Origin of the sequence: Paraburkholderia sp. GAS334, from assembly GCF_050436625.1 — a bacterium.
In the GTDB taxonomy this organism is placed as follows: domain Bacteria; phylum Pseudomonadota; class Gammaproteobacteria; order Burkholderiales; family Burkholderiaceae; genus Paraburkholderia.
The window spans coordinates 248,812-275,307 of record NZ_JBNDMO010000002.1; the positions used below are offsets into that span (position 1 = coordinate 248,812).

At 63.6% G+C, this 26,496-nt stretch carries 26 protein-coding genes and 1 riboswitch; of the genes, 17 read left to right on the forward strand and 9 right to left on the reverse strand.

The features are described 5' to 3' along the window. The first annotated feature begins 208 nt into the window (after positions 1-208). Together P3T21_RS04505 and P3T21_RS04510 are read left to right on the forward strand one after the other, a co-directional pair. A complete protein-coding gene (locus tag P3T21_RS04505; protein WP_429255161.1) occupies positions 209-988 on the forward strand; it encodes a DeoR/GlpR family DNA-binding transcription regulator in 780 nt (259 codons plus the stop codon). Positions 989-1,283: 295 nt separating this feature from the next. Next, the gene (locus P3T21_RS04510) at positions 1,284-1,481 is read left to right on the forward strand and encodes a hypothetical protein (protein ID WP_176954051.1); all 198 of its coding nucleotides are present in this window, start codon (positions 1,284-1,286) and stop codon (positions 1,479-1,481) included. Between the two features lie 115 nt (positions 1,482-1,596). Here P3T21_RS04510 and P3T21_RS04515 read toward each other — a convergent pair whose 3' ends face one another. Beyond that, positions 1,597-1,971 (reverse strand): hypothetical protein, encoded by a 375-nt coding sequence (locus tag P3T21_RS04515; protein WP_429254729.1) that lies wholly within the window; start codon positions 1,969-1,971, stop codon positions 1,597-1,599. Between the two features lie 176 nt (positions 1,972-2,147). Between P3T21_RS04515 and glpD the strand changes: the two genes are divergently transcribed. The 3 genes from glpD (at position 2,148) to P3T21_RS04530 (ending at position 6,113) form a co-directional block, all read left to right on the forward strand. Then, on the forward strand, positions 2,148-3,680 hold the full coding sequence (gene glpD / locus P3T21_RS04520) for a glycerol-3-phosphate dehydrogenase (protein WP_429254730.1): 1,533 nt from the start codon (positions 2,148-2,150) through the stop codon (positions 3,678-3,680). Between the two features lie 56 nt (positions 3,681-3,736). Beyond that, positions 3,737-5,242 carry a glycerol kinase GlpK gene (glpK, locus tag P3T21_RS04525; RefSeq protein ID WP_429254731.1) on the forward strand — a complete coding sequence of 502 codons (1,506 nt, stop codon included), beginning with the start codon at positions 3,737-3,739 and terminating at the stop codon, positions 5,240-5,242. 184 nt (positions 5,243-5,426) lie between these two features. Continuing rightward, complete coding sequence (locus P3T21_RS04530) at positions 5,427-6,113, forward strand: HAD family hydrolase (protein WP_429255162.1); 687 nt, start codon at positions 5,427-5,429, stop codon at positions 6,111-6,113. A 115-nt stretch (positions 6,114-6,228) separates the two neighbouring features. Here the strand turns inward: P3T21_RS04530 and ribB are convergent, their stop codons facing one another. The 4 genes from ribB to P3T21_RS04550 all read right to left on the reverse strand — a co-directional run bounded on the left by ribB (position 6,229) and on the right by P3T21_RS04550 (position 9,808). Next, positions 6,229-6,948: a 3,4-dihydroxy-2-butanone-4-phosphate synthase gene (gene ribB / locus P3T21_RS04535; RefSeq protein WP_429254732.1), complete on the reverse strand. Its 720-nt coding sequence runs from the start codon at positions 6,946-6,948 to the stop codon at positions 6,229-6,231. Between the two features lie 154 nt (positions 6,949-7,102). Next, a riboswitch (FMN riboswitch) is annotated at positions 7,103-7,264 on the reverse strand. Positions 7,265-7,371: 107 nt separating this feature from the next. Next, a complete protein-coding gene (locus P3T21_RS04540; protein ID WP_429254733.1) occupies positions 7,372-8,055 on the reverse strand; it encodes a helix-turn-helix domain-containing protein in 684 nt (227 codons plus the stop codon). A 146-nt stretch (positions 8,056-8,201) separates the two neighbouring features. Further along, a complete protein-coding gene (locus P3T21_RS04545; protein ID WP_429254734.1) occupies positions 8,202-9,368 on the reverse strand; it encodes an MFS transporter in 1,167 nt (388 codons plus the stop codon). Positions 9,369-9,424: 56 nt separating this feature from the next. Next, positions 9,425-9,808, reverse strand: a complete 384-nt coding sequence (locus P3T21_RS04550) for a VOC family protein (protein ID WP_429254735.1) — start codon at positions 9,806-9,808, stop codon at positions 9,425-9,427. 114 nt (positions 9,809-9,922) lie between these two features. On the opposite strand from P3T21_RS04550, the gene P3T21_RS04555 reads away from it, so the two are divergent. The 12 genes from P3T21_RS04555 (at position 9,923) to P3T21_RS04610 (ending at position 23,171) form a co-directional block, all read left to right on the forward strand. Then, positions 9,923-10,894 carry a LysR family transcriptional regulator gene (locus P3T21_RS04555; protein ID WP_429254736.1) on the forward strand — a complete coding sequence of 324 codons (972 nt, stop codon included), beginning with the start codon at positions 9,923-9,925 and terminating at the stop codon, positions 10,892-10,894. A gap of 119 nt (positions 10,895-11,013) precedes the next feature. Beyond that, positions 11,014-12,387 (forward strand): tRNA (N6-isopentenyl adenosine(37)-C2)-methylthiotransferase MiaB, encoded by a 1,374-nt coding sequence (gene miaB, locus P3T21_RS04560; RefSeq protein WP_429254737.1) that lies wholly within the window; start codon positions 11,014-11,016, stop codon positions 12,385-12,387. Positions 12,388-12,433: 46 nt separating this feature from the next. Continuing rightward, positions 12,434-13,498: a PhoH family protein gene (locus P3T21_RS04565; protein ID WP_429254738.1), complete on the forward strand. Its 1,065-nt coding sequence runs from the start codon at positions 12,434-12,436 to the stop codon at positions 13,496-13,498. Between the two features lie 45 nt (positions 13,499-13,543). Then, the gene (gene ybeY, locus P3T21_RS04570; RefSeq protein WP_429254739.1) at positions 13,544-14,002 is read left to right on the forward strand and encodes an rRNA maturation RNase YbeY; all 459 of its coding nucleotides are present in this window, start codon (positions 13,544-13,546) and stop codon (positions 14,000-14,002) included. Between the two features lie 18 nt (positions 14,003-14,020). Beyond that, positions 14,021-14,677 (forward strand): gamma-glutamylcyclotransferase, encoded by a 657-nt coding sequence (locus tag P3T21_RS04575; RefSeq protein ID WP_429254740.1) that lies wholly within the window; start codon positions 14,021-14,023, stop codon positions 14,675-14,677. A 254-nt stretch (positions 14,678-14,931) separates the two neighbouring features. Continuing rightward, entirely contained in the window at positions 14,932-15,825 is an 894-nt protein-coding gene (locus tag P3T21_RS04580; protein WP_429254741.1) for an HlyC/CorC family transporter, read from the forward strand. A gap of 55 nt (positions 15,826-15,880) precedes the next feature. Further along, positions 15,881-17,605: an apolipoprotein N-acyltransferase gene (gene lnt, locus P3T21_RS04585; protein WP_429254742.1), complete on the forward strand. Its 1,725-nt coding sequence runs from the start codon at positions 15,881-15,883 to the stop codon at positions 17,603-17,605. Positions 17,606-17,752: 147 nt separating this feature from the next. After that, a complete protein-coding gene (glyQ, locus tag P3T21_RS04590; RefSeq protein WP_429254743.1) occupies positions 17,753-18,760 on the forward strand; it encodes a glycine--tRNA ligase subunit alpha in 1,008 nt (335 codons plus the stop codon). Between the two features lie 15 nt (positions 18,761-18,775). Then, entirely contained in the window at positions 18,776-20,872 is a 2,097-nt protein-coding gene (gene glyS / locus P3T21_RS04595) for a glycine--tRNA ligase subunit beta (protein WP_429254744.1), read from the forward strand. 10 nt (positions 20,873-20,882) lie between these two features. Continuing rightward, a complete protein-coding gene (gene gmhB / locus P3T21_RS04600) occupies positions 20,883-21,443 on the forward strand; it encodes a D-glycero-beta-D-manno-heptose 1,7-bisphosphate 7-phosphatase (protein ID WP_429254745.1) in 561 nt (186 codons plus the stop codon). Positions 21,444-21,482: 39 nt separating this feature from the next. Beyond that, entirely contained in the window at positions 21,483-22,241 is a 759-nt protein-coding gene (locus tag P3T21_RS04605) for a lysophospholipid acyltransferase family protein (protein WP_429254746.1), read from the forward strand. Between the two features lie 45 nt (positions 22,242-22,286). After that, positions 22,287-23,171 carry a M48 family metallopeptidase gene (locus tag P3T21_RS04610; protein ID WP_429254747.1) on the forward strand — a complete coding sequence of 295 codons (885 nt, stop codon included), beginning with the start codon at positions 22,287-22,289 and terminating at the stop codon, positions 23,169-23,171. A 101-nt stretch (positions 23,172-23,272) separates the two neighbouring features. Here the strand turns inward: P3T21_RS04610 and gloA are convergent, their stop codons facing one another. From gloA to P3T21_RS04630, 4 genes are all read right to left on the reverse strand, one after another. Next, entirely contained in the window at positions 23,273-23,659 is a 387-nt protein-coding gene (gene gloA, locus P3T21_RS04615; protein WP_429254748.1) for a lactoylglutathione lyase, read from the reverse strand. Positions 23,660-23,744: 85 nt separating this feature from the next. Next, positions 23,745-25,361 (reverse strand): AMP-binding protein, encoded by a 1,617-nt coding sequence (locus tag P3T21_RS04620; RefSeq protein WP_429254749.1) that lies wholly within the window; start codon positions 25,359-25,361, stop codon positions 23,745-23,747. A gap of 110 nt (positions 25,362-25,471) precedes the next feature. After that, positions 25,472-26,161 carry a TetR/AcrR family transcriptional regulator gene (locus P3T21_RS04625; RefSeq protein WP_429254750.1) on the reverse strand — a complete coding sequence of 230 codons (690 nt, stop codon included), beginning with the start codon at positions 26,159-26,161 and terminating at the stop codon, positions 25,472-25,474. Between the two features lie 60 nt (positions 26,162-26,221). Beyond that, a complete protein-coding gene (locus P3T21_RS04630) occupies positions 26,222-26,434 on the reverse strand; it encodes a helix-turn-helix domain-containing protein (RefSeq protein ID WP_429254751.1) in 213 nt (70 codons plus the stop codon). Positions 26,435-26,496 lie beyond the last annotated feature (62 nt).

The following is a 26,496-nucleotide window of genomic DNA, read 5'->3' on the forward strand; positions in this document are numbered from 1 at the left end:
GAAATTGCAGCGTGTTCGGGCACAAAAAACAAATTCATTTATTGACTGAATAAATGCGCCAGGCGTCTGAATGCGCACCGGTGCCTGCACACGTCCGGCAACCTTGCTGGCAAGGTGCCCGAAGGTCTTACAATACGTCGACTCCAATACCTGCCCGCCAGAGGCGCGACATGCGGCCCGCGGCTCACCGGCAATCGACCTTGACGCCATGACCCGAGACCCCCGCCTGACCCTGAATGCACGCCAGCAGGAACTGCTCGAATGGGTCCAGCGCGACGGTTTCGTGACGGTGGACGACCTCGCCGCCCACTTCGACGTGACGCCTCAGACCATCCGGCGCGACGTGAACTGGCTCGCGGACATCAACCTCCTGCGGCGCTATCACGGCGGCGCCAGCCTGCCGACCAGCTCCGAGAACGTCTCATACACCGCGCGGCAGCGCATGTTTCATGACGAAAAGCGCCGCATCGCCACGTTGGTGGCCACTCACATCCCTGACCAGGCGTCGCTTTTCATCAACCTCGGCACGACCACCGAAGAGGTCGCGCGCGCGCTCAACCGCCATCGCGGGCTGCGCGTGATCACCAACAATCTGAATGTCGCGAGCATGATGAGCGGCTACCCGGACTGCGAGGTGCTGGTGACGGGCGGGATTGTGCGGCCGTGGGACAAAGGTATCGTCGGCGAACTCGCCATCGATTTCATCCGTCAGTTCAAGGTCGACTTCGCGATCATCGGCACGTCGAGCATTGAGACCGACGGCACCCTGCGCGACTTCGACACCCGTGAAGTGCGCGTCGCGGAAGCGATCATCGAACACGCCCGTACCGTCTTCCTTGCCGCCGACCACTCGAAATTCGGCCGTCCGGCGCTGGTGCGCCAAGGGCATCTCGACCAGATCGACGCGCTTTTCACCGACGCCGCTCCGCCGCCGGATATGGCCGAGACGCTCGCCACCGCCGGCACGCAGGTCTACATCGCCGACTGACGGCGATCCGATCTGGGTTTCCTGGGAACAGGCGTTGCGTTTGCTGCACCGCACGCAAAACTTCGAGTGAAATCAAGAATCTGGCGGCGAATGTAGACCGCCTCTCGAACATCATTCTGTCAACGGGAAAATTTTCCGGGGACGGTTTGGTGTTCTGCGTGCGGTTGACTACACTCCAGTTCCCCAACGCCCATACCGTGCGTTGGCGGACTGCCCATGCCACTGGCGTTCAGCAAGCTGTCCACGCTGATCCGCTGCCTGGCGCGCAGTCCGGAACATTGACATGGAGAGAACAATGCTGAGTCCGCATGAATTCGCCACGTTGTTGCTCGTAAAAGACTCCCCCAATCAGACCGACATGGAACGCGACGAACTCGACGCGCTCCTCGAACGTCAGCTCGTCCAGCTCGAAAAGCTTGCGTCCGGCCTCCAGCAGTGGCGTCTCACCGAAGTCGGCGATTCTGCACTCAGGGCAATCAAGCGCTTCTCCTGATCGTAGCCCGACCGCCACCGTTAGTAAGTACCGTCGTTCCCAGCGCTCATGGCGTGCGGATATCGCACGCCTTCACACCGCAAGCTCGCCATGGCAACCGCCGCGCTGCTGCTTCCTAGCCGCCGCGCAAGGTCGGATCGACCGCAGCGCGCCAGCTGAGCGCCTTCGCGCGCTGTGTAGTGAGATACGCGACCCACTGGTTGCGCGCCTGCGGGTCGCTGCTCGCGCCGTGCGCCGCGTACTGCTGCGCGAGCCCTGTCTGCAACGCGCAGTAATCTTCCTTCGATCGCTTCCCGCGCCGGCTGCCGACGTAAGCGTCGAATAACGTCGAATACACCGATTGCGCATCGCTGCCGTAGTCGACCGGCTGCCCGCCGCACATTTCCTGCAGCGAAGCGAACGATGGCGCGCCCATCGTGCCGCTCAGGCTCGGCGTGCCGACGCACCCCGCCAGTAGCGCCGCCGCGCCGGCTATCCAGATTCCACGCATGTTTCACCTCTTGATGGCTCGTCTCGTGAGTATCGTCTGCGAGCGTATCCCGTGTCACCCTGGCCGGATGGCCATCGGAGGATCGAACTTTACTTTTTCGAATATGCTCCTTAAAGTTCGAAAACGAACATTAAGGTTTCGTCATAATTTCCTTCAGAATTCAGGGGACACAGCCGGTGACGCAAGGCGCGAGGTACGATCTGCTCGTCGTGGGCGGCGGAATCAATGGTGCGGGCATCGCGCGCGATGCCGCCGGGCGTGGTCTTTCGGTGTTGCTGTGCGAGCAGGACGATCTCGCGTCGCATACGTCGTCGGCGAGTACGAAGCTCATTCATGGCGGTCTGCGCTATCTCGAGTACCGGGAGTTCGGGCTCGTGCGCAAGGCGCTGCAGGAGCGTGAAACGCTGTTGCACGCCGCGCCGCACATCATGTGGCCGCTCCGTTTCGTGATGCCCCACATGCCGGACCTGCGTCCGGCGTGGCTGATCCGCGCCGGCCTCTTTCTCTACGATCACCTCGCGCGGCGCGAACTGTTGCCCGGCTCGCGCGGCATCGACATGCGGCGCCATCCGGCCGGCGCGCCGCTCATCGACTCGATTCGCCGCGGCTTCGTCTACTCGGACGGCTGGGTCGACGATGCGCGGCTCGTCGTGCTGAACGCACTCGATGCTGCCGAACGCGGCGCGACCATCCTCACCCGCACGAAACTCACGAACGCCGTGCGCGCTGGCGGCGAATGGCACGCGCGGCTCGAAAGCGCGGACGGCCGCGTCATCGACATGCGCGCCGGCGCGATCGCCAACGCCGCCGGGCCATGGGTTGGCGAGCTGCTGCAAGGCGCGCTCGGGCGCGGCGCGACGCACAGCGTGCGTCTCGTGAAAGGCAGTCACATCGTGACGCGGCGTCTCTTCACGCACGATCACGCCTACATCTTCCAGAATCCGGACAAGCGGATCATCTTCGCCATTCCGTACGAGCACGACTACACGCTGATCGGTACAACCGACATCGAGTATCGCGACGACCCGGCCAAGGTCGCGATCAACGCCGAAGAAACGCAGTATCTGTGCGACTCGATCAACCGCTACTTCAAGCAGAAGATCACGCCGAAGGACGTCTGCTGGACGTATTCCGGCGTGCGCCCGCTGCTCGAAGAGGAAGGCGCGGACAATCCGTCGGCCGTCACGCGCGACTATCGGCTCGAACTGGACGCGCCGTCTGGCCAGGCGCCATTGCTGTCGGTGTTCGGCGGCAAGATCACGACGTTTCGCAAGCTCGCGGAAGAAGCCGTCGACGAACTCTCCCGTGCGCTCGAATCACCGGCGCCGGCATGGACGGCCGGTGCGACGCTGCCGGGCGGCGATATCGCGAAGGCTGACTTCGAGCGTTTCGCCGCGCAGTTCCAGCAGCAGCACGCATGGCTGCCCGCCGGCCTCGCGCGCCGCTACGCGCGCGCTTACGGTACGCGCGCGGCCAGCGTTGTCGGCCAGGCACGCTCGCTCGCCGGTCTCGGCCGCGCGTTCGCCTCAGGCATCTACGAATCGGAACTGCGTTATCTTCGCGATACCGAGTGGGCGCGCACTGCACACGACGTGCTGTGGCGGCGTTCGAAGCTCGGCCTGCATCTCGTCGAGCCGGGCACGCTAGACGAAGTCAGCCGCGAGATCGACGCGTGGTTCGCGCTCGAGGACGTCACGCCGCCCGCGTGATGCACGCCTGATACACGCGGGCGCGCCGCGTCACAAAAAATCATGGAGAAGACACCATGCAGGACCAGTACATCCTCGCGCTCGATCAGGGCACGACCAGCTCGCGCGCGATGCTGTTCGACCATGACGGCAATGTCGTGTCGATCGCGCAGAAGGAGTTCCAGCAGTACTATCCGCGGCCGGGTTGGGTCGAACACGACCCGCAGGAAATCTGGTCGACGCAGGCTGGCGTCGCCGCCGAGGCCGTCACGCGCGCCGGCCTGAACGGTGCATCGATTGCCGCGATCGGCATCACGAACCAGCGCGAAACGACAATCGTCTGGGATCGCGAGACAGGGCACCCGATCTACAACGCGATCGTCTGGCAGGACCGCCGCACCGCCGATTTCTGCGACCAGCTGAAGGCGCAGGGCCTCGAAGAAAAAGTGCGCGCGAAAACCGGCCTGCCGATCGATTCGTATTTCTCGGGCACGAAGATCCGCTGGATTCTCGACAACGTCGAAGGCGCGCGCGAAAAGGCGCGTCAGGGCAAGCTCGCATTCGGCACGGTCGACAGCTGGCTCGCGTGGAATTTCACGCAGCACGGCCTGCATATCACCGACGTCACCAACGCATCGCGCACGATGCTCTTCAACATCCACACACTGCAATGGGACGACGAACTGCTCGACGCGCTCGACATTCCACGCAGCATGTTGCCGGAAGTGCGGCCTTCGTCTGAAGTCTACGGGCCGACGAAGACCACGGTTTTCGCGTCGAAGATTCCGCTCGCGGGCATCGCGGGCGACCAGCACGCGGCCCTCTTCGGCCAGATGTGTACGCGCTCGGGCATGGTGAAGAACACGTACGGTACGGGCTGCTTCCTCGTGATGAACACCGGCGACAAACCGATCGAGTCGAAGAACAATCTCGTCACGACGATCGCGTGGCAGATCGGCGACCAGATCAACTACGCGCTCGAAGGCAGCATCTTCATCGCGGGGGCGGTCGTGCAGTGGCTGCGCGACGGGCTCGGCATCATCAGGAGCGCGGCGGAAATCGAGGCGCTCGCGCGCAGCGTGCCGCATTGCGACGGCGTCTATCTCGTGCCCGCGTTCGCGGGACTCGGCGCGCCGCACTGGAACGCACGCGCACGCGGCACGCTGTTCGGTGTCACGCGCGGCACGACGTCCGCGCATATCGCGCGCGCGGCGCTCGATTCGATCGCGTATCAATCCGTCGATGTGTTGCGGGCGATGGAAGCGGATTCGGGCATTCGCGTCGGCGAACTGCGCGTCGACGGCGGCGCGTGCGCGAACAACCTGCTGATGCAGTTCCAGGCCGATATTCTCGGCGTCGATGCAGTGCGTCCGAAGGTCAGCGAAACGACGGCGCTCGGCGCGGCCTATCTTGCGGGACTGGCAGTCGGGTACTGGAAGGATGTCGGTGAACTGCAAAGCCAGTGGAAACTCGACCACCGCTTTTCGCCCACGATGCAGCCGGACAGCGTGAAGAACTGCATGGACGGCTGGCATCGCGCCGTGCGTGCCGCAACGGCGTGGGCCGATTCACCGGAGCATTGAACGGGCCGCGGATGACGGCGCAGATCCGGACGTCGCGAAACGGACGGGAGATCGCCCCGGCACGACGCGCTCGCAAGCGTACGCGCGGGACAACCACGTATGATGGCGTTTTAAGCCGTGCCGGCCGATGCGTCCCCAGGCCGGCCAGTCCGCCGACTCCTCCTCCGCTCCCGTTTTTCGCATGCTGCTCGACCACCTCATCTGTGATTGCGACGGCGTCCTCGTCGATAGCGAAGTCATCGCCGATCACGTCATGCTCGACACGCTGTCGACCACCTTTCCCGGCATCGACTTCGCACCTGTCGTGAAGACGGCGTTCGGCCAGCAGACTTCGCGCTTCCTGGAAAACCTCGAAGCCAGCCTGAACATCAGGTTACCGGCGGATTTTCTGCAGACCGTCGAGCAGAACGTCGAGCATGCGCTGGCTTCGTCGCTGAGTGCGATCAGCGGCGTGCGCGACGCATTGCAACGTGTGTCGCTACCGGCGGCGGTCGTGTCGAACAGCAGGATGTCGCGCGTGCTCGCCTCGGTGAAGCGTGCCGGGCTCACGGAAATATTCGCGGGACGCATCTTCAGCGCCGAGCAGGTCGCCCGGCCGAAGCCCTACCCGGACGTCTATCTGCTGGCTGCGAAGCAACTCAACGTGGAACCGGCGCGCTGTGTCGTCGTCGAGGACAGCATCGCGGGGCTGAACGCCGCGCGCGCAGCCGGAATGAAGACGATTGCGTTCGTCGGCGCGAGTCACATCCCCGATGGCTACGCGGATGTACTGCGCAACATGGGCATGACGCGGATCATGCAACACATGGACGAACTGCCCGCGCTGGTCGAAGCCGGTGTACGCGGCGAATTCGGCGACGTGCAGTCGTAGGGTGGGGTTGCAGGGCGCAGTAAAAGCGATCACGCGCGGGCTGGCAACAACTGCCACGGCCCACGCATTCGCTTCTCAAAAGCAGGTTCGTGCGAAGAGCCTGCCTCTTACCAGTTCAGGCAGCGTCCGTGCAGCACTCACGCACGGTCGCCAGCGCTTCACGAAACTCCACCAGTTCCGCGATCGTCAGCATCGGCAGATTGTGTTGCGCAGCGAAGCGCTCCACGTCCGCGCCGCGCGTCATCGTGCCATCGGCGTTCATCAGTTCGCACAGCACGCCAGCCGGCTTGAGACCCGCGAGAATCACGAGATCGACGGTGCCTTCGGTGTGCCCGCGCCGGGCAAGCACGCCGCCTGGCATCGCGCGCAGCGGGAACACGTGACCGGGGCGCACGATGTCGGCGGGCTTCGCGTGATCGGCGATCGCGGCGCGAATCGTCGTCACGCGGTCCGCGGCGGAAACACCCGTCGACACGCCCACGCGCGCCTCGATCGAAACCGTGAACGCGGTGCCGTTACGGCTCTCGTTGTTGATGGACATCGGCGGCAGTTCGAGCGCGCGGATTTTCTCGTCGGGCAGACACAGACACACGATGCCGCTGCATTCGCGGATCAGCAGTGCCATCGTTTCGTTCGTGAGACGCTCGGCGGAAACGATCAGATCGGCTTCGTTCTCGCGGTCGTGATCGTCCTGAAGGACGACGGCGCGTCCATCGCGCAGCGCCTCTAGTGCAGCGGCGATACGGGGCGGAACAGCTTCGGTGGAAAGCAGGGGGAGATCGGCGAAAGCACTCTCAACGTGCGTAGCCGGTGCAGGAAATGTAGCAAAAGACATGTGAAACGCTCCTCGCGGAAGTTGGGCGAAAAACGTTTCAGGGCATTGCAAACAGACAGAACCACGTGCCCGCATCAAATCGTTAAGCGAAACACGCCCGTGCGCCGCCGCCCGCGATAACGGGCGAAACGCATGGGATGGACCATGACTATCTGCACATCTTCTCTCATCCGGACTATGACCGTCGGCTCTGGCATTTCACCAGATCTGCTGACCCCGCTACACCATGAAGCGCGGGCGCTCGCGGGCTCGCGGGCCGAACTGCCAAGGCCTGCATACCGCCGGTGGGGAATTACACCCCGCCCTGAAGACGCACTGATTGCCGGAAAAACCGGCCGGCAAAGGATACAACAGTCGCGCCATTCGTGCTGCGCGACGACTTCGGATCAGACAATCGCCTCAAATCAGGCGACCACGCAACGCTCAAGGCGCAACCGGCCGCCCTGCTGCGTCATGCGGCACGTCCCAGCGCGGCGGCGTCTCGGCATTGAGCGTCACGCGGTACGCGCGCGCTTCGGTGTCGCCGGGATTGCGAAAGCTGTGCGGCTGGTCGGCATCGAAGACGATCGCATCGCCCGTGGCCAGCAGCTGACGCTGGTCGTGCACACTGACTTCCAACGTGCCGTCGCTCACGACCAGATTCACGGTCGTGCCCGGCGCGCGGCGCGTACCGGCTTCGGTATGCAGCGGCGCGATGCGCAGTTCGTGAAACTCGGCCGCGACACGCTCGGCGTCGGGATACAGCGCACGCGCGGAATACCGTCCGCTAGCGCTGACGACGCGCACCGCCCGCCCTGCCGGCAGATGCTCGAAGCCATTCACCGCGTGACGCCGCAAAAACGCCGCCACCGACACCTTCAGCGCCGCTGCGACCTTGCATAACACCTTGATCGACGGCACGCTGCGCGCGGATTCGATCTGCGCCAGCATCGCGCGCGATACGCCGGAAGCACGCGCTAACGCATCGAGCGAAAGCTGGCGCTCGGAACGCAGCCGGGCCAGATTGACACCGACGAGCTGTTCGAGCGCATCGAAAGGTTCGGGGGTGCGCGAACCCTCGGGCAGATCAGCCGCGGGGTCGCGAACCAGCGCAAGCGGGGAATGCATGGTGGCCTCCAGGAGCGCCGCCGACGGGCGGACGCGCATCAGTAGAGGGCCAGACTATCAGCAGATTCCACCACGCCCAACGAAGTTATCTTCACACTGATATCAGCATTGCGGAGGGCGCTTCGTGGATTGCTTGTGCGCTTCTTTCATATCCGCTGCGGCACGACCGACGACGGCGCGTCCATGCGCGCCGCGACGAACGTCAGCAGAAGCGCAAGCACCGTGACGCCAGCCGCAACCCACGGCAGCACGTCGAGCGCATAGCCGTGGCCGATCGCCAGACCGCCGAGCCACGCGCCGCCCGCATTGCCGACGTTGAACGCGCCGATGTTCAGCGTCGATGCAAGATTCGGCGCCGCCGTCGCCTTTTCGACAACGCGCATCTGCAGCGGGGGCACCGTCGCGAACGCAGCAATACCCCAGACGAACACCGTGACGGCAGCCGCGATCTGCGAGTGGCTCGTCTTCGCGAAGATCGCCATCACCACAGCCAGCGCGACGAGAATGCCGGTCAGCGAAGGCATCAGCGCACGGTCCGCGAGCTTGCCGCCGATCGTGTTGCCGATGGTCAGCCCGACGCCGAAGATCACGAGGATCAGCGTCACGCCGCGCGGTGTGAAGCCACTCACCTGCTCCAGGATCGGCGCGATGTAAGTGAACACGACGAACACGCCGCCGAAACCGAGCACCGTCATCATCAACGCGATCCAGACTTGCGGGTCCTTCAGCACGCGCACTTCGTGGCCGAGGCCGGTCGGGCCGGAATCATGACGGTTCGGCACCAGCGCCGCGACGCCCGCGAGCGACAGCACGCCGAACGCAGCGACGATCCAGAACGCCACGCGCCACCCGAATTCCTGGCCGACGAACGTGCCGAACGGCACGCCGAGCACGTTCGCGAGCGTGAGACCGGTGAACATCAACGCGATCGCGCTCGCCCGCTTCTCCTGCGGCACGAGCGAAGCCGCCACCACCGCGCCGATACCGAAAAACGAGCCGTGCGCAAACGACGTCACCACACGCGCGATCATCAGCATCGTGTAGTTGCCCGCGACCGCGCACAGCACGTTGCCGACGATGAACACGCCCATCAGCAGTTGCAGCGCGAGCTTGCGCGGCATCCTGCTCGTGACGACAGCGAGCAGCGGCGCGCCGACCGCCACGCCGAGCGCATAACCGCTGACGAGCAAACCCGCCGACGGCAACGACACCGCCAGATCCTGCGCGACCTGGGGCAGCAGGCCCATGATCACGAACTCGGTCGTACCGATGGCAAACGCGCTGATCGCCAGCGCCAGAAGTGGAATGGGCATCTGAATCTCCAGGTATCAGGGTTGCGCTTCACGTGCAGCCAGGTGGCTCAGGTGGCTCACGTTGCGTTCGGCAGCGCCGTCACGAATTCGACGACGACGCCCGCGCCCAGCGCGACAAACAGTTGCGTTTCGCCCGCGAGGGCAACCTCGGCGAGTTGATAAGGAACCTCGGCGGCCCGAAGTCTTTCGCCGAGTGCGTGCCATTCGGCATGGGTGTCGATGCGAAAGGCGAAGTGATCGATGCGCGGCACGGCGCGGCCGGCGTGGCCCGGCAATGTCGCGTCGATCAGATGAAGCGCTGGCCGGTCGTTCGCATACAGCCAGTAGCCGCCGATCCCGAACGGCGGCCGCCAGCCCGCCGTCAGGCCGACGACATCGACGAAAAACCGTCGGACGTCTTCCAGATCGGGCGTGACGATCGTCGCGTGATCGAGGTGCATGGAACGATGGCCTCCGGCCAGAAAACAGTTCACAGGTGCGCATTGTCCCTGGTACGTAATATTTTGATAATTGGCGTAGCATTTGAATCATTATCAAATTATTTTGAAAGATCGATGGATAACCTCGGAGATATCCGCCTGTTCGTCGAGGCGGCGCAGCTGGGCAGCCTGTCTGCCGCGGGCCGCAAGCTCGGCCTCACGCCCGCCGCCGCCAGCGCGCGTCTGACGAAGCTGGAAACCGGCCTGCGCGCCCGACTTTTCGAGCGCACCACGCGCCAGCTCAGGCTCACCGACGAAGGCCGTCTGTACCTGAACTGCTGCCGCCAGGCGCTGCAATCGCTCGACGACGCCGAAGCCGCGCTGCAGGCCGGCCAGAACGTCGTGCGCGGCAAGGTGCGGATTTCCGCCACGTCCGACTTCGGCCGCAACCTGCTGATGCACTGGCTCGACGAATTCAACGCGCAATATCCGGAAGTCACGTTCGCGCTGACGCTCTCCGATTCGCTGTCGAATCTGCTGCAGGACGACATCGACCTCGCGATCCGCTTCGGCGTGCCGCCCGACAGTTCGCTCGTCGCGAAGCCGCTCGCGCCGAACCGGCGTGTCCTGTGCGCGTCGCCGGAATACATCGCGAAACACGGCGAGCCCAAAGACCCGAACGATCTGGCGCGCTTTCATTGCATCGTGCTCGGCACGGCGTCCGGGCCGATCAACGAATGGCGCTTCACGCGCGGCGACGAAGTGCAGCACTACACCGTGCCGCTCGACACGGCCCACGAAACCAACGACGGCGCCATCGCCCGCGAATGGGCGCTGCGTGGCTATGGGATCGTGGTGAAGTCGATGTGGGACGTCGAAGCCGATCTGCGCTCCGACGGGTTGCGCATCCTGCTGCCGGACTGGCGCTATCCGGACGCGCCGCTGCACGCGCTCTATCACCGCAACCGCTTCATGGCGCCGCGCGTGCGGGTGCTGCTCGATTTCCTGAGCGAGCGTTTCGCGCAGGTTTCCGGCGAACTGGAAGCGTTGCTGGGCTTCCCTCCGCCCGCGCCGGCGCGCAAGACCATCCGCCAGCAAGGGATATAATGTCGGGCTACGCTATACGGGTGAGCGGCACGTAAAAAGCCGCCGTAAAACCCGTGCAGTTCCTTCGTTCCCCATTACTACCGCGCCCCCAGGTTAACCACTGCGACCGGCGAAATTCGATGACCAAGAAAGTTTATGTAAAGACCTTTGGCTGCCAGATGAACGAGTACGACTCCGACAAGATGGTCGACGTACTCGGCGCGGCTGAAGGCCTCGTGAAGACCGATACCCCGGAAGACGCGGACGTCATTCTCTTCAACACCTGCTCCGTGCGCGAAAAAGCGCAGGAAAAGGTCTTCTCCGACCTCGGCCGCGTGCGCGAGCTGAAGGAAGCGAACCCGAACCTGATCATCGGCGTCGGCGGCTGCGTGGCGAGCCAGGAAGGCGCGTCGATCGTTGCCCGTGCGCCGTATGTCGATCTGGTGTTTGGCCCGCAGACGCTGCACCGCCTGCCGCAGATGATCGACAAGCGCCGCGAAAGCGGCCGTCCGCAGGTCGACATCTCGTTCCCGGAAATCGAAAAGTTCGACCATCTGCCGCCGGCGCGCGTCGACGGCCCGAGCGCGTTCGTGTCGATCATGGAAGGCTGCAGCAAGTACTGCAGCTACTGCGTCGTGCCGTACACGCGCGGTGAAGAAGTGTCGCGTCCGCTCGACGACGTGCTGACCGAAATCGCCGGTCTCGCCGACCAGGGCGTGCGCGAAGTCACATTGCTCGGCCAGAACGTGAATGCGTATCGCGGCGCGCTTACGCTGGGCGAAACGGAAATCGCCGACTTCGCGACGCTGATCGAATACGTCGCCGATATTCCGGGCATCGAACGTATTCGCTATACGACGTCGCATCCGAAGGAATTCACGCAGCGCCTGATCGATACCTACGCAAAGGTGCCGAAGCTCGTGAGCCACCTGCATCTGCCGGTGCAGCACGGCTCCGACCGCATCCTGATGGCGATGAAGCGCGGCTATACGGTGCTCGAATACAAGTCGGTGATTCGCAGGCTACGCGCCATTCGTCCGGACCTGTCGCTGTCGACGGACATGATCGTCGGCTTCCCCGGCGAGACCGAAGAAGACTTCGACAAGATGATGACGCTGATTCACGAGATGCAATACGACACGAGCTTCTCGTTTATCTACAGCCCGCGTCCCGGCACGCCGGCCGCGAACCTGCACGACGACACGCCGCGCGAAGTGAAGCTCAGGCGCCTGCAGCATCTGCAGGCGACCATCGAGGAGAACGTCGCGCGCATCAGTGCGGCGATGGTCGGCAAGGTCGAGCGGATTCTGGTCGAGCGCCCGGCGCGCAAGGACCCGAACGAACTCGCGGGCCGCACCGAGAACAACCGTGTAGTGAATTTCCCGGCGCCGGTTGAATCGCACGCGAGGTTGATCGGCCAGATGGTCGACGTGAAGATCGTCCACGCGTATCCGCACTCACTGCGCGGCGAACTCGTGCTGCTGCACGACGACGTCCCGACGACCACGCATTAAGCAACTTCCCGAAGCGCAACGAAACCGACAGGATCGACCCACCGCCTTGAAGACCACTCAGCAGCATCTGGAATTCACCGCGCCGCGCGAAGACAACACGCGGCTTGCCAACCTCTGCGGCCCGCTCGACGAAAACCTGCGGCAGATCGAGCAGGCGCTCGACGTCACGCTACAACGCCGCGGCCATCGCATCGCGATTCGCGGACGCGGCGCGAAGATCGCGCTCACGGCGCTCGAAAACTTCTACAACAACGCGCGCGACCCGCTGTCGGTCGACGATATCCAGCTTGCGCTGGTCGAAGCGCGTCATCCGGCACGCGGCCGCGCGAACGGCGGGGACCACGCGGACGCGCGTTTTCCCGGCAATCCGGATCACCCGTTCGATCAGCCTGCCGATGACAGCGACGAAGACCTCGAAGAACTCGGTCCGAAGCTGTACACGCGCCGCGCGGATCTGCGCGGCCGTACACCGGCCCAGCGCGAGTATCTGAAGCAGATCGTCTCTCACGACGTGACGTTCGGCGTCGGGCCGGCCGGTACGGGCAAGACGTATCTCGCCGTAGCATGCGCGGTCGATGCGCTGGAGCGCGATCAGGTGAAGCGGATCGTGCTGACGCGTCCGGCCGTCGAAGCCGGTGAACGGCTCGGCTTCCTGCCGGGCGATCTCGCGCAGAAGGTCGATCCGTATCTGCGTCCGCTTTACGACGCGCTGTACGACCTGCTCGGCTTCGACAAGACCGCGAAGATGTTCGAGCGCCAGATGATCGAAATCGCGCCGCTCGCGTACATGCGCGGCCGCACGCTGAATCACGCGTTCATCATCCTCGACGAGGCGCAGAACACCACGCCCGAGCAGATGAAGATGTTCCTCACGCGGATCGGCTTCGGCTCGAAGGCCGTGGTGACCGGCGACACGACCCAGGTCGACTTGCCGCGCGGCGCGAAAAGCGGGCTGATCGAGGCGCAGCAGGTGCTGTCCGAAGTGCGCGGCATCGCGCTCACTCGCTTTACCAGCGTGGACGTGGTGCGGCATCCGCTGGTCGCGCGCATCGTCGAGGCGTACGACGCGCATTCTGCGAAAGCCCTCGAAAAGCCGTCCGACTCCCGCTGACCGAAAACCAGTGCTAGCCGACCGACGACACGAAAAAGCATCCGCATGAGCCGCGCCCCGAAACTGACGCTGAACCTGCAATTTCCGGCTTCGAAAGCCTTTCCTGAGCACAAGGCGATCCTGCCGCGCGCGACTGTCGCCGCCTGGATCAAGGCCGCGCTCTTCGCGGATGCCGAACTGACGGTGCGCCTCGTCGACGCCGAAGAAGGCCGCACGCTGAACCGCACGTATCGCGGCAAGGACTACGCGACCAACGTGCTCACCTTCGCGTATGCCGAATCGGAAAACGATCCGGTAACCGGCGATCTGATCCTGTGCTGTCCGGTGGTCGAGAAGGAAGCCGCTGAACAGGGCAAGTCGCTGGAGGAGCACTATGCGCACCTTTTAGTCCACGGTACGCTGCATGCGCAGGGCTACGATCACGAAGTCGAAGAGGAAGCGCAGGAAATGGAAGGCATCGAGACGGACATCCTCCTTAAACTCGGCTTCTCCGATCCTTACTGACACCGCCGGAATTTCACCGTGAGCGCCCGTTACCCCACTCCCAGCGAAACCAGCCATTCACCGTGCCCGGACTATCCGCCGGCGCTCGGCGAATCGCGGCTGCTGACGGACGAGGAGCGGACCGAATCGCTGGAATGCGCGCTGCGCTCATGGGACCGCAGGAGCGACCTTTGGCTCTTCGGTTACGGCTCGCTGATCTGGAATCCCGGTCTGCCGACGGTCGAGGCCATGCGCTCGAAAGTGCATGGGTATCACCGGGGGCTGTACCTGTGGTCGCGCGTGAATCGCGGCACGCCGGAACAGCCGGGGCTTGTCCTCGCGCTCGATCGCGGTGGTTCGTGCATCGGCATCGCTTTCCGGCTCGCTGCTAATGGCGCGATGCCGCATCTCGAAGCGCTCTGGCGACGCGAAATGGCGATGGGCTCGTACCGGCCGGCGTGGCTGCCGTGCGTGCTCGCAGACGGCCGCCGTGTCGACGCGCTCGCCTTCGTGATGCGGCGCGACGTACCAAGTTACACCGGCAAGCTGCGCGACGACACGATCAGGACCGTCTTCGGCTGCGCCAGCGGCCGCTATGGCACGACGCTCGATTACGTCAGCCGCACGGTCGCGGCGCTGCGCGAAAGCGGGATGCCCGATCGCGCGCTCGAAGCACTGCTCACCCGCTGCCGGTGACTTTTCGGCCCGAACCCAGCTGGATTCTTGTTGGGTCAACCCAAAACCACGTCCATTTTTGACGAGACATCCCGCCACCTGGTTTCTGCGTTAGGATTAAACCTCACCTCGCACTTTCCGCGATGCTGTCCCCAGGCACCCGGAACCGCGGGACTAGCTATCCGGCCAGGTGCGGCCGGACACGGAGCCGCCATGTGCGTGGTGTATCCTTAACGCTCTGCCACAACGCGCCCAGTCTTGCCGGGCGCACCACCATGAACGACACGTATCCCAGTCGACGCCATACCGACAAACCGCCAGAAAAGCGCTCACTGCTTGAGCGACTGACCGACTTCATCTCGCCCGAGCCCGACTCCCGCGGCGAACTCCTCGAAATCCTGCAGGACGCGCACGAACGCAATCTGATCGACGCCGATTCGCTGTCGATGATCGAAGGCGTGTTCCAGGTGTCCGAGCTCTGCGCGCGCGACATCATGATCCCGCGTGCACAGATGGACGCGGTCAACATCGCGGAAACACCTGAAGAATTCATGCCGTACGTGCTGGAAAAGGCGCACTCGCGCTACCCGGTGTACGACGGCAATCGCGACAACGTCATCGGCGTGCTGCTCGCGAAAGACCTGCTGCGCTACTACGCCGAAGAAGAATTCGACGTGCGCGGCATGCTGCGCCCGGCCGTGTTCATCCCGGAATCGAAGCGCCTGAACGTGCTGCTGCATGACTTCCGCGTGAACCGCAATCACATCGCGATCGTCGTCGACGAATACGGCGGTGTGGCGGGCCTGATTACGATCGAAGACGTGCTGGAACAGATCGTCGGCGATATTGAAGACGAATACGATTTCGACGAGGAAAGCGGCAACATCATCGCCTCGCCGGATGGACGTTTCCGCGTGCGTGCGCTGACCGAGATCGCGCAGTTCAACGAAGCGTTCAATACGCACTATTCCGACGAGGAAGTCGACACGATCGGCGGACTGGTGACGCATCACTTCGGGCGCGTGCCGCATCGCGGCGAAAAAGTCCGCATCGACGACCTGATCTTCGAGATCCTGCGTGGCGACGCGCGGCAGATTCACATGCTGCTCGTGCGTCGTGACCCGATGGCCGGCCAGCGCGAGCGCGACGCCCAGCACGTCCAGACCTGATCTTTCCTGACGCGTCCCTGATCTTTCTCTCACCTTTCCCGCCGACCGCGTAACGATGGCCGACCCGATCTCTTCCCGTCTGCGCCGTGGCGTGACGTCCACCGCCGCAGAAGCGGGCGGGCGCGCGCTGCCGCGCTGGCACTACCTCGTCGCGCTGGTTGCTGGCGCGGCGAACACCCTCTCCTTCGCCCCGACGCCGCATGGCGGCTGGCTCGAACTCGCGCTCTTCGCGTTCTTCTACGCGTGGCTCACGCGCACGACCGGCTGGAAAAGCGCGGCGCTGACTGCCGGCGCGTTCGGCTTCGGCAATTTCGTCACCGGCGTGTGGTGGCTGTACGTCAGCATGCACTTCTACGGCGGCATGCCGGCGCCGCTGGCGGCCACGGCGCTCGTGCTGTTTTCGCTGTACCTCGCGCTATATCCGGCTCTTGCCGCCGGCGTCTGGTCGTTCTGCGCCGGCCACGCGCGTAACGGCAGGCTCGGCGACAAACCGTTTTCACCGACGTGGCACGGCGCGTTCGCGTTCGCCAGCGCATGGGCGATCGGCGAATGGCTGCGCGGGACGATATTCACCGGCTTTCCGTGGCTCGCGAGCGGCTATGCCCAGGTCGACGGGCCGCTTGCCGGATTCGCGCCGGTCGCGGGCGTGTACGGCGTCGGCTGGATGCTGGCGCTCGTCGCCGCGCTGATCGTGCAGGCGACGACGCGCGCTCGCGAAGCGGTTGCGACAGTTGACGCCAGCCGCCCGCGCAACAGGCGCATCGGGCGCGTGCTCACGCCTGCTATCGTCGCTATCGCGCTGCTCGCGGCCGGCATGCTGCTGCCGCTGGTGCAATGGACGGTGCCGTCCGGCGCGGCGCTTTCCGTGCGTCTGCTGCAAGGCAACGTGAAGCAGGAAATGAAGTTCGAGGAATCGGGCGTGATGGCCGCGATCAACGAATTCCAGCAGATGATCACCGCGAAGCCCGCAGATCTGATCGTCACGCCGGAAACGGCGATTCCAGTGCTCGCACAGCAGGTTCCGCAACCGTTCGCGAGCGCCGTGCGCCAGTTCGCCGACACGACGAATTCGTCGATCGTATTCGGCGCGGTCGGCGGCACGGTGACGCCGGAAGGTCAGGTCGTCGACTATACGAACAGTCTCTTCGGGATCACGCCGGGTTCGCACGACGTGTATCGCTACGACAAGCATCATCTCGTGCCGTTTGGCGAATTCGTGCCGTGGGGTTTTCGCTGGTTCGTGAACCTGATGAGCATTCCGCTCGGCGATTTCGCGCGTGGCGATCCGGTGCAGAAGCCGTTCCTGGTTCACAACCAGGCGATCGCGCTCGACATCTGCTACGAAGACATCTTTGGCGAAGAGATCGCACGGACGGTGCGAGAAAGCGACACGCCCGCCGGCGTGCTCGTCAACTCGACAAATCTCGCGTGGTTCGGCGACACGATCGCACTGGACCAGCATCTGCAGATCGCCCGCATGCGCTCGCTGGAAACCGGCCGCCCGATGTTGCGCGCGACGAATACCGGCACCACGGCTGCAATCGACGCACGGGGCAATGTGATCGCGCGGTTGCCTGTCTATACGGCCGGTTCGCTCGAAGCGACCGTGCAGGGCACGGCCGGTGAAACGCCGTACGTGACGAGCGGGAACAACACGGTGCTGGCGGTTTCGCTGTTGTTGCTCGCGTTTGGGTTTGCGTTTGGGCCGGGGCGGGAGAACGGCAAAAGCCGCATACGCCGCGACCAGAACGGCGATCAAAACGACGAACACAACGCCTGACCACTGCCGAAAGTCTCAACGCACCGTCAATCCGGTAAAATTCAACGTTTTAGCACTTGGGCCGCGCGACCGGCCGGCTGCTGTGCGAGGCAAGTCCTCGCGTCCAGCAATCGGGCCGCGGGCCGCGTCCTGCCTGAAAGGCACTTCATGCTCACGTTTCAGCAAATCATCCTGACGCTGCAGTCCTACTGGGACAAGCAGGGTTGCGCGCTGCTCCAGCCGATCGACATGGAAGTCGGCGCGGGCACGTCCCACGTTCACACGTTCCTGCGGGCGATCGGCCCTGAGCCGTGGCGCGCGGCATACGTCCAGCCGTCGCGTCGTCCGAAAGATGGCCGTTATGGCGAGAACCCGAACCGTCTGCAGCACTACTACCAGTACCAGGTCGTGCTGAAGCCAGCACCGGAAAACATCCTCGACCTGTACCTCGGCTCGCTCGAAGCACTCGGCTTCGACCTGAAGCAGAACGATGTGCGCTTCGTCGAGGACGACTGGGAAAATCCGACGCTCGGCGCGTGGGGTCTCGGCTGGGAAGTCTGGCTGAACGGCATGGAAGTCACGCAGTTCACGTACTTCCAGCAGGTCGGCGGTCTCGACTGCAAGCCGGTGCTCGGCGAAATCACCTACGGGCTCGAACGTCTCGCGATGTATCTGCAGAAGGTCGAGAACGTGTATGACCTCGTCTGGACCGAGTGGGAAGAGCAAGGCCCGAACGGTGCGGAAATGCGTCGCCTCACGTATGGCGACGTGTATCACCAGAACGAAGTCGAACAGTCGACGTACAACTTCGAGTACGCCAACGTCGATCTGCTGTTCACGTTCTTCAACAGCTACGAGGCGGAAGCGAAGCGCATGATAGACGCGCAGATCGCCCTGCCCGCGTACGAACTCGTGCTGAAGGCCGGCCATACGTTCAACCTGCTCGACGCGCGTGGCGCGATTTCCGTGACGGAACGTGCGGCGTATATCGGCCGCATCCGCGCGCTGTCGCGTCTCGTTGCGCAGGCTTACTACGATTCGCGCGAAAAGCTCGGTTTCCCGATGCTCGGCAATCCGGTGCACGGCGTGCCCGGCCTGACCACCGACGCACAGGACGCCGCGATGCCCGCCTGGGCGCCGCCGCTCAAAGTCGAACGCAAGATCGACGCCGACTGACGAGACCAAGAACACATGACTCATCCCCAACACACCCTGCTCGTCGAACTGCTGACCGAGGAATTGCCGCCGAAAGCGCTCGCGCGTCTCGGCGATGCATTCGCTGAAGGCATTGCGCAACGCCTCGCGGCGCGCGACCTGGTCGACGGTGAACCTTCGTTCGAACGTTACGCCACGCCGCGCCGTCTCGCGATCGTCATCCAGAACGTGCGCGACGTCGCGCCCGAAAAGCATGTGCGTGAAAAAGTGCTGCCGGTGTCGGTCGCGCTCGATAAGGACGGCCAGCCCACCGCACCGCTCGCCAAGAAACTCGCCGCGCTCGGCTTTCCCGATTTCTCGGTGAACGATCTCGAACGCGCACCGGACGGCAAGGCCGAAGCATTCTTCCTGCGCTATGCAGCGCCTGGCGCCACGCTCACCGAAGGTCTGCAGGCCGCGCTCGACGAAACGCTCGCCAGGCTGCCGATCCCAAAGGTCATGACGTATCAGCGTCCCGACGGCACCAACGTGCAGTTCGTGCGTCCGGCGCATCGTCTGACCGCCCTGCATGGCGACAAGGTCGTGCCGGTCAGCGCACTCGGCGTCGACGCCGACGAGACGACGCTCGGCCATCGTTTCCTGTCGGAAGGTTTCGTGCAGATCCAGCACGCCGACACGTACGCTGAAACGCTGATGCACAAGGGCCGCGTGATTCCGAATTTCGCGGACCGCAAGGAAACGATCCGCACGCATCTGCTCGCGCAGGCGAACGGCGATCAGGTCGTGATGCCGGAAGCGCTGCTGGATGAAGTGACGTCGCTGGTCGAATGGCCGGTGGTGTACGCGTGCAATTTCGAGGACGAATTCCTGCAGGTACCGCAGGAATGTCTGATCCTCACGATGCAGACGAACCAGAAATACTTCGCACTCACCGATGCCGCGGGCAAGTTGCGTTCGCGCTTCCTGATCGTGTCGAACATCGAGACGAAGACACCCGGCGACATCATCGAAGGCAATGAGCGCGTCGTGCGTCCGCGTCTTGCCGATGCGAAGTTCTTCTTCACGCAGGACAAGAAGAAGCCGCTCGCCGACCGTGTACCGCTGCTCGCGAACGTCGTATATCACAACAAGCTGGGCTCGGCGCTGCAACGCGTCGAACGTGTCGAAGCGCTGGCTGGCGCAATCGCCGTGCTGCTGAACGCTGACGTCGCGCTCGCCAGGCGCGCCGCGCGTCTTGCGAAGGCGGATCTGATCACCGACATGGTCGGCGAATTCCCCGAGCTGCAGGGCACGATGGGCACGTACTACGCGCGCCACGATGGCGAGCCGGAAGAAGTCGCGCTCGCGTGCTCGGAACACTATCAACCGCGTTTCTCGGGCGACGCATTGCCCTCGACGACAACCGGCACGATCGTCGCGCTCGCGGACAAGCTCGAAACGCTCGTCGGCATCTGGGGCATCGGCCTGCAGCCGACCGGCGAGAAAGATCCGTTCGCGCTGCGCCGTCACGCGCTGGGCGCGCTGCGGATTCTGGTCGAGAAGCAGTTGCCGGTCGACCTCGTCGAACTGCTGCGCGCGGCTTACGCGCAGTTCGCGTCGGTACCTGATGTCGCGGATTCGACCGATGCGATCTACGAATTCAGCATGGACCGTCTGAAGGGTCTGCTGCGCGAACGCAGCTACGCGCCGGGCGAAATCGACGCGGTGCTCGCGCTGAACCCGACGCGTCTCGATGACATCATTGCGCGCCTCGATGCAGTCCGCGAATTCGCGACGCTCTCTGAAGCGGCGTCGCTCGCGGCGGCGAACAAGCGGATCTCGAACATCCTGAAGAAGTCCGAAGGCGCGACAACGCGTGACGTGCAGGCTGCGCTCTTCGTCGAACCGGCGGAAAAGGCGTTGTTTGCGCAACTCGAACAGGTCGCACCGCGCGTGCAGACGCAACTGGCCGAACGCAACTACACGGGCGCATTGACCGCGCTCGCGGCGCTGCGTGAACCTGTCGATGCCTTCTTCGATGACGTGATGGTCAACGCCGAAGATCCGGCGTTGCGCGCGAACCGTCTGGCCTTGCTCGGCGCACTGCATCAGCAGATGAACTGCGTCGCCGACATTTCGCGGCTCGCCGCCTGAGCGCCGCACCATGCCGACCAGCGCGAAAAAAATCGTGGTGCTCGACCGTGATGGCGTGATCAACGTCGATTCGGATGCGTTCATCAAATCGCCAGACGAATGGGTCGCGCTGCCAGGCGCGCTCGAAGCGATCGCGCGCCTGAACCAGGCGGGCTATCGCGTGGCGATTGCGACGAACCAGTCCGGCATCGGGCGCGGTCTCTTCGACATGAACGCGCTGAACGCGATGCATCTGAAGATGCACAAGATGGCTGCGAACGTCGGCGCTCGCATCGATGCTGTATTTTTCTGCCCGCACACGGCGGAAGATCAATGCGAATGCCGCAAGCCGAGGCCGGGCATGCTGAAGATGATCATCGAGCGCTTCGAGATCGATCCGGAGGAGACACCGGTGGTCGGCGATTCGCTGCGCGATCTGCAGGCGGGTGCCACGCTCGGTTTCATCCCGCATCTGGTGCTGACCGGCAAAGGCCAGAAAACGCTCGCCGCCGGCGGCCTGCCCGAAGGCACGGTTGTGCATGCGGACCTGCGCGCGTTCGCGCTCGACTTCCTCTCCGAAGAACACGAGTGATGCGACCCGCGCGCATCACCCTCACTGATTGACACGCCGATGCGCTTTATTCGTTCACTGCTGCTGCTGGTCTATTTCGTCGTTTTCACGGTGCCGTACGCCACGGCATGCTTTATCGCGTTTCCGTTCATGCACGCCGACACCCGTTACTGGATGGCGGCCGGCTGGTGTCGCGCGACGCTGCATGCCGTGCGATGGCTGAACGGCATCCGCTACCGCATCGAAGGCTTCGAGAATCTGCCTGACGGTCCCGCGGTGCTGCTGCCGAAACATCAATCGGCGTGGGAGACGCTCGCGTTTCCAGCGCTGATGCCGCGCCCGCTCTGCTACGTGTTCAAGCGTGAACTGCTCTACGTGCCGTTCTTCGGCTGGGCGCTCGGCTTGCTGAAGATGGTCCACATCGATCGCAAGGAAGGCAAGTACGCGTTCGACTCCGTGATCAAACAAGGCAAGGCGCGCATGGCCGAAGGCGCATGGGTGATCATGTTCCCCGAAGGCACGCGCACGCCGACGGGCAAGAAAGGCAAGTACAAGACGGGTGGCGCGCGCTTCGCGATTGCGTCCGGCGCGCCGGTCGTGCCGATCGCACACAACGCAGGACGTGTGTGGCCGCGCAACTCGTTCATCAAATATCCGGGTATAGTCACGGTGTCGATCGGCAAGCCGATTGAGACGACGGGGCTCACGCCCGACGAAGTGAACACGCGCGTCGAAACGTGGATCGAAGCGGAAATGCGTCGCATCGATCCTGCTGCGTACAGCGCTGCGGAAAGCACGCCCACCGCTGCCCGAATCTGACGCGCCCCACGCCACCACGTGGCGTATAGCGCGAAGCCGAAGCCGATGCAGAAGTCTCCCACGCCGCAGCCCGCTGCGGCGCTCGATAGCCGGCAACTCGATCTGCCGCTCTTCGCCGAGCCGGCTGTCCCGATGCCGTCCTCTCCCGCGTCACCCCCAACCTCGCCTCCATCACAGAAGCCGGGCGCCCTGTACGCGCCCGATGGCACGAAGTTGCGCAGCCTGACGCTCGGCGCGCAGACGTTGCACTATCTGTTGAAGCGGTCGGCGCGTCGTTCGATCGGTTTCGCGATCGACAGCACGGGGCTCACGATCACCGCGCCGCGCTGGGTGACGCTCGCCGATATCGAAACGGCCATCACCGAAAAGCAGCGCTGGATATTCACGAAGCTCAATGAATGGCAGAACCGCGTCGAGCAGCGCGCGCTGCCGCGCGTCGACTGGAAAGATGGCGCGCAGGTGCCGTATCTCGGCAAGCCCGTCAGCGTGACGCTGGCGGCGTCGCGTGGCACGCTCGCGTTCGATGCACGACACGCTGCACTGCTCCTGCCATTGCCACAGCACGCCGATCCGCAGCAGATCAAGGATCGCGTGCAGGGCTGGCTGCAGAACGAGGCGAAGCGCATCTTCGGCGAGCGGCTCGCGATCTATGCGGAGAAGCTGGGTGTGAGTTATCGCGCGTACGCATTGTCGTCGGCGGCGACGCGCTGGGGCAGTTGCTCCAGCGACGGGCGCATCCGTCTCAACTGGCGGCTCATTCACTTCCCGCTGTCGATCATCGATTACGTCGTCGCGCATGAACTCGCGCATCTGCGTGAGATGAATCACAGTCCGCGATTCTGGGAAACGGTCGAATCGATTTTTCCGGAGTTTCGTGAAGCGCGGCAGACGCTCAAGCATCATCCGCCCGAATTGTTGCCCACGCTTTGATGCGCCGGGCAACGCGCTTACGAATCTATCGATAAGCAAAAAAGCAGAAGGCCCGCTCACCGAGCGGGCCTTCTGCTTTGTCTTGCATGCGCAGACGCGCGTTACGATTTCTTCTGGATGAATTCGATCTTGTAGCCATCCGGGTCCGTGACGAACGCGATCACCGTCGTACCGTGTTTCATCGGACCGGCTTCGCGAACGACCGTGCCGCCCTGTGCCTTGATCTTTTCGCAGGCGGCGTAAGCGTCGTCGACTTCGACAGCCAGATGGCCGAACGCCGTGCCGAGGTCATACGATTCCGTATCCCAGTTGTGCGTGAGTTCGAGCACGGTGCCGTCGCGCTCGTCTTCGTAGCCGACGAACGCAAGCGTGAATTTTCCTTCCGGATAGTCATTGCGGCGCAGCACTTTCATGCCGAGCAGTCCGGTATAAAAAGCGATCGAACGGTCGAGGTTGCCGACCCGGAGCATGGTGTGTAGCAGGCGCATCGTGGACTCCCAGTTGCATTGATGTCGAGGACGTAAATGTACCAAGGAACCCGCGACGCCGCTGAACGCCGGCTCGTTTCCCCGCTCAGCCGGCGCCGTCGCGCAGCACCCGCCGCAGGATCTTGCCGACCGCACTCTTCGGCAGTTCCGTGCGGAATTCGATCAGCTTCGGTCGCTTGTAACCAGTGAGCTGCGTCGCGCAGAACGCGAAGATATCCGCCTGTGAGAGCGCCGGGTCTTTCTTCACGATGAAAAGCTTTACGACTTCACCGGAATGCGCGTCCGGCACACCAAGCGCGGCCACTTCGAAAACGCCCGGATGTTTCGCCACCACATCTTCGATCTCGTTCGGATACACGTTGAAGCCCGACACAATGATCATGTCCTTCTTGCGATCGACGAGCTTCACGAAGCCGCGCTCGTTCATCACGCCGATGTCGCCCGAACGGAAGAAGCCGTCGGGCGTCATCACGCTCGCCGTTTCCTCGGGACGGTTCCAGTAGCCGGCCATCACCTGCGGACCGCGGATGCAGATTTCGCCGGGCTGACCTTGCGGCACTTCGTTACCTTCGTCGTCGCGGATCGAGATTTCCGTCGACGGTAACGGCACGCCAATCGAGCCGCTGAATTGCGTCGCGCCGGGCGGATTGCTGCTCACGGACGGCGACGTCTCCGACAAACCGTAGCCTTCGACGATCGGCACACCGGTCACCGCTTGCCAGCGTGCGGCGACGGCGTGCTGAACGGCCATGCCACCGCCCGTCGCCTGAACGAGCTTCGAGAAGTCGAGTGATGCGAAATCGGGATCGTTGACGAGTGCGTTGAAGAGCGTATTCACTGCGGGAAACGCGTTGATCGCGTAATCGCGCAGCGTGCGGACCATCGCGGGAATATCGCGCGGATTCGGGATCAGGATGCCGAGGCCTCCGGTGCGCATCGACAGCAACCCGCAGACGGTCAGCCCGAAGACGTGATACAGCGGCAGCGCGACGACCGTGACGTATTGCTCGATATCGTCGCGGCCACGGCAGGCAGCTTCACGCCACGCTTCCGATTGCAGCACGTTCGCGATCAGATTGCGATGCAGTAGCGTCGCGCCTTTCGACACGCCGGTTGTTCCGCCCGTGTATTGCAACACGGCGACATCGTCCGGTGAAATCGCGACGCGCGTGAAGGGGGCGTCCGCGCCTTGCTGAAGCGCCCGCTCGAATGACACATGCGAAGGTGGAAGCGTACCGGCGTGACCGGCAACCGAGGCGACAACCACATGACGCACCTGCGTATTGCGCTCGACTGCATGCAGCGTCGGCAGGAAAGCGTCCAGCAGCACGAGCGCTTCCGCGCCGCTGTCGTTCAACTGATGTTCCAGTTCACGCGACATGTACAACGGATTCACATTCACGACGACATAGCCCGCACGCAGGATCGCGGCCAGCGTCACCGGATAGTGCAGCAGGTTCGGCAGCATCACCGCGATGCGCGCGCCACGTTCGAGCCCTTGCGACTGGAACCACGCGGCGAGCGCGCGCGACCGGTTGTCCAGATCCGCGTAAGTCAATTCCCGGCCCATGCACACGAACGCGCGCCGTGTCGCGAAGGTGAGAAAACTCGCTTCGAGCAGATCAGCAAGCGAACCGTGCGGCGTGGTATCGATCTCCGCGGGCACGCCGGGCGGGTATGACTTCAGCCAGATTTTTTCCATGTCTCCTCCTTTTTTGGGGCGCGTCGCGCGCGGCCTGGCGCGTGGCGAGCGCCGGCATACGTCGTGACAAACAAAACCGGAATTTCTATTCCGTTTTCTATTTAAAAAAATCAGCCAGCTGCCGGCAGATCCAGGCAACGGCGAAACTGCTTTTGAAGGTAAGGCGCAAGCCGGCGGCTGGTCAGCGACAGCGGCCCCGGATCGTTCAGCACGCTGTTCACCAGCATGCCGAGCATCAGCTGCAAGGCGGCGAGCACTTCGAATTCGAGCGCGGCGCGGTCAACTTTCTGCGCGTTCCGCTCATTCGCGAGTACGAGCGCATCGACCAGCTTCGGCACGATCAGTGTCTGGACTTCCTGATTGCCGTGCCTGATCGCATCCCACGTCGACTTGCGCTGCGAAGCGCGCAGCAACGACGCGTGATACAGCCCGCGATTGCGGCGAAACGCGCGCACGTACACCAGAACCATGGCATCGGCGATGGCGCCGGCATCGTTCGACTCCCATGCCGCTTCGGACACCATGACCTCGCGCACCTTGTCGAGCCCTCCGGCGATCACGCCGTCCTGCACGACGTCGAAGAACGTGTCCTTGTTGTCGAAGCGCCGGTAAAACGCACCAATCGACGTGCCCGCACGCTCGACGATATCGGTGATCGACAGGTCGTCCAGATTGCCGCACTCCTCGATCAGTTCGCGGCCGGCCTGCAGCATCTTCGCGAAGCCGAGCTGACTGCGGGTCTGAAGCGGAGCGCTGGTTGTCTGGAGCGGTTCGCGGGGGCGTCGTTGAGCGGTGGACATGCGTGCAAAAGGTGGTCTTACGGTGTTTCGCGGGGGTCCGCGGCACAATGCCGACGAACATCAAAACCGGAATCTGGATTCCGGATCGTCCGCGATCGGATGGACTTTGTCAACGGCGCGCGGGGCAAGCTCAGGGAAGTACGGGGTCTGGGGATCGGCTTGCAGGCTCAACGCCGGCTGGCTCAGGTGGACGCGCTCTGCGGCACGCGCGAAGCTACCTTCCTCGGCCAGCGCAACGAGATGCGTGAGGCGGCGGGAACTGATCCCATGCATGTTCTGCAACGTCCTTATAAAGAGATTGCACTTGATTTATTTCGTTATACCACCTCAAATGG

What these genes read in the sequence shown, in the direction of transcription:
- P3T21_RS04555 (WP_429254736.1), top strand. Translation starts at nt 9,923, where the DNA reads ATGGATAACCTCGGAGATATCCGCCTGTTCGTCGAGGCGGCGCAGCTG.
- P3T21_RS04620 (WP_429254749.1), bottom strand. Translation starts at nt 25,361, where the DNA reads ATGGAAAAAATCTGGCTGAAGTCATACCCGCCCGGCGTGCCCGCGGAG.
- P3T21_RS04630 (WP_429254751.1), bottom strand. Translation starts at nt 26,434, where the DNA reads ATGCATGGGATCAGTTCCCGCCGCCTCACGCATCTCGTTGCGCTGGCC.
- glyQ (WP_429254743.1), top strand. Translation starts at nt 17,753, where the DNA reads ATGCTCACGTTTCAGCAAATCATCCTGACGCTGCAGTCCTACTGGGAC.
- miaB (WP_429254737.1), top strand. Translation starts at nt 11,014, where the DNA reads ATGACCAAGAAAGTTTATGTAAAGACCTTTGGCTGCCAGATGAACGAG.
- glyS (WP_429254744.1), top strand. Translation starts at nt 18,776, where the DNA reads ATGACTCATCCCCAACACACCCTGCTCGTCGAACTGCTGACCGAGGAA.
- gmhB (WP_429254745.1), top strand. Translation starts at nt 20,883, where the DNA reads ATGCCGACCAGCGCGAAAAAAATCGTGGTGCTCGACCGTGATGGCGTG.
- P3T21_RS04505 (WP_429255161.1), top strand. Translation starts at nt 209, where the DNA reads ATGACCCGAGACCCCCGCCTGACCCTGAATGCACGCCAGCAGGAACTG.
- ybeY (WP_429254739.1), top strand. Translation starts at nt 13,544, where the DNA reads ATGAGCCGCGCCCCGAAACTGACGCTGAACCTGCAATTTCCGGCTTCG.
- lnt (WP_429254742.1), top strand. Translation starts at nt 15,881, where the DNA reads ATGGCCGACCCGATCTCTTCCCGTCTGCGCCGTGGCGTGACGTCCACC.
- P3T21_RS04605 (WP_429254746.1), top strand. Translation starts at nt 21,483, where the DNA reads ATGCGCTTTATTCGTTCACTGCTGCTGCTGGTCTATTTCGTCGTTTTC.
- P3T21_RS04510 (WP_176954051.1), top strand. Translation starts at nt 1,284, where the DNA reads ATGCTGAGTCCGCATGAATTCGCCACGTTGTTGCTCGTAAAAGACTCC.
- P3T21_RS04610 (WP_429254747.1), top strand. Translation starts at nt 22,287, where the DNA reads ATGCAGAAGTCTCCCACGCCGCAGCCCGCTGCGGCGCTCGATAGCCGG.
- ribB (WP_429254732.1), bottom strand. Translation starts at nt 6,948, where the DNA reads ATGTCTTTTGCTACATTTCCTGCACCGGCTACGCACGTTGAGAGTGCT.
- P3T21_RS04625 (WP_429254750.1), bottom strand. Translation starts at nt 26,161, where the DNA reads ATGTCCACCGCTCAACGACGCCCCCGCGAACCGCTCCAGACAACCAGC.
- P3T21_RS04540 (WP_429254733.1), bottom strand. Translation starts at nt 8,055, where the DNA reads ATGCATTCCCCGCTTGCGCTGGTTCGCGACCCCGCGGCTGATCTGCCC.
- P3T21_RS04580 (WP_429254741.1), top strand. Translation starts at nt 14,932, where the DNA reads ATGAACGACACGTATCCCAGTCGACGCCATACCGACAAACCGCCAGAA.
- gloA (WP_429254748.1), bottom strand. Translation starts at nt 23,659, where the DNA reads ATGCGCCTGCTACACACCATGCTCCGGGTCGGCAACCTCGACCGTTCG.
- P3T21_RS04545 (WP_429254734.1), bottom strand. Translation starts at nt 9,368, where the DNA reads ATGCCCATTCCACTTCTGGCGCTGGCGATCAGCGCGTTTGCCATCGGT.
- P3T21_RS04550 (WP_429254735.1), bottom strand. Translation starts at nt 9,808, where the DNA reads ATGCACCTCGATCACGCGACGATCGTCACGCCCGATCTGGAAGACGTC.
- P3T21_RS04515 (WP_429254729.1), bottom strand. Translation starts at nt 1,971, where the DNA reads ATGCGTGGAATCTGGATAGCCGGCGCGGCGGCGCTACTGGCGGGGTGC.
- glpK (WP_429254731.1), top strand. Translation starts at nt 3,737, where the DNA reads ATGCAGGACCAGTACATCCTCGCGCTCGATCAGGGCACGACCAGCTCG.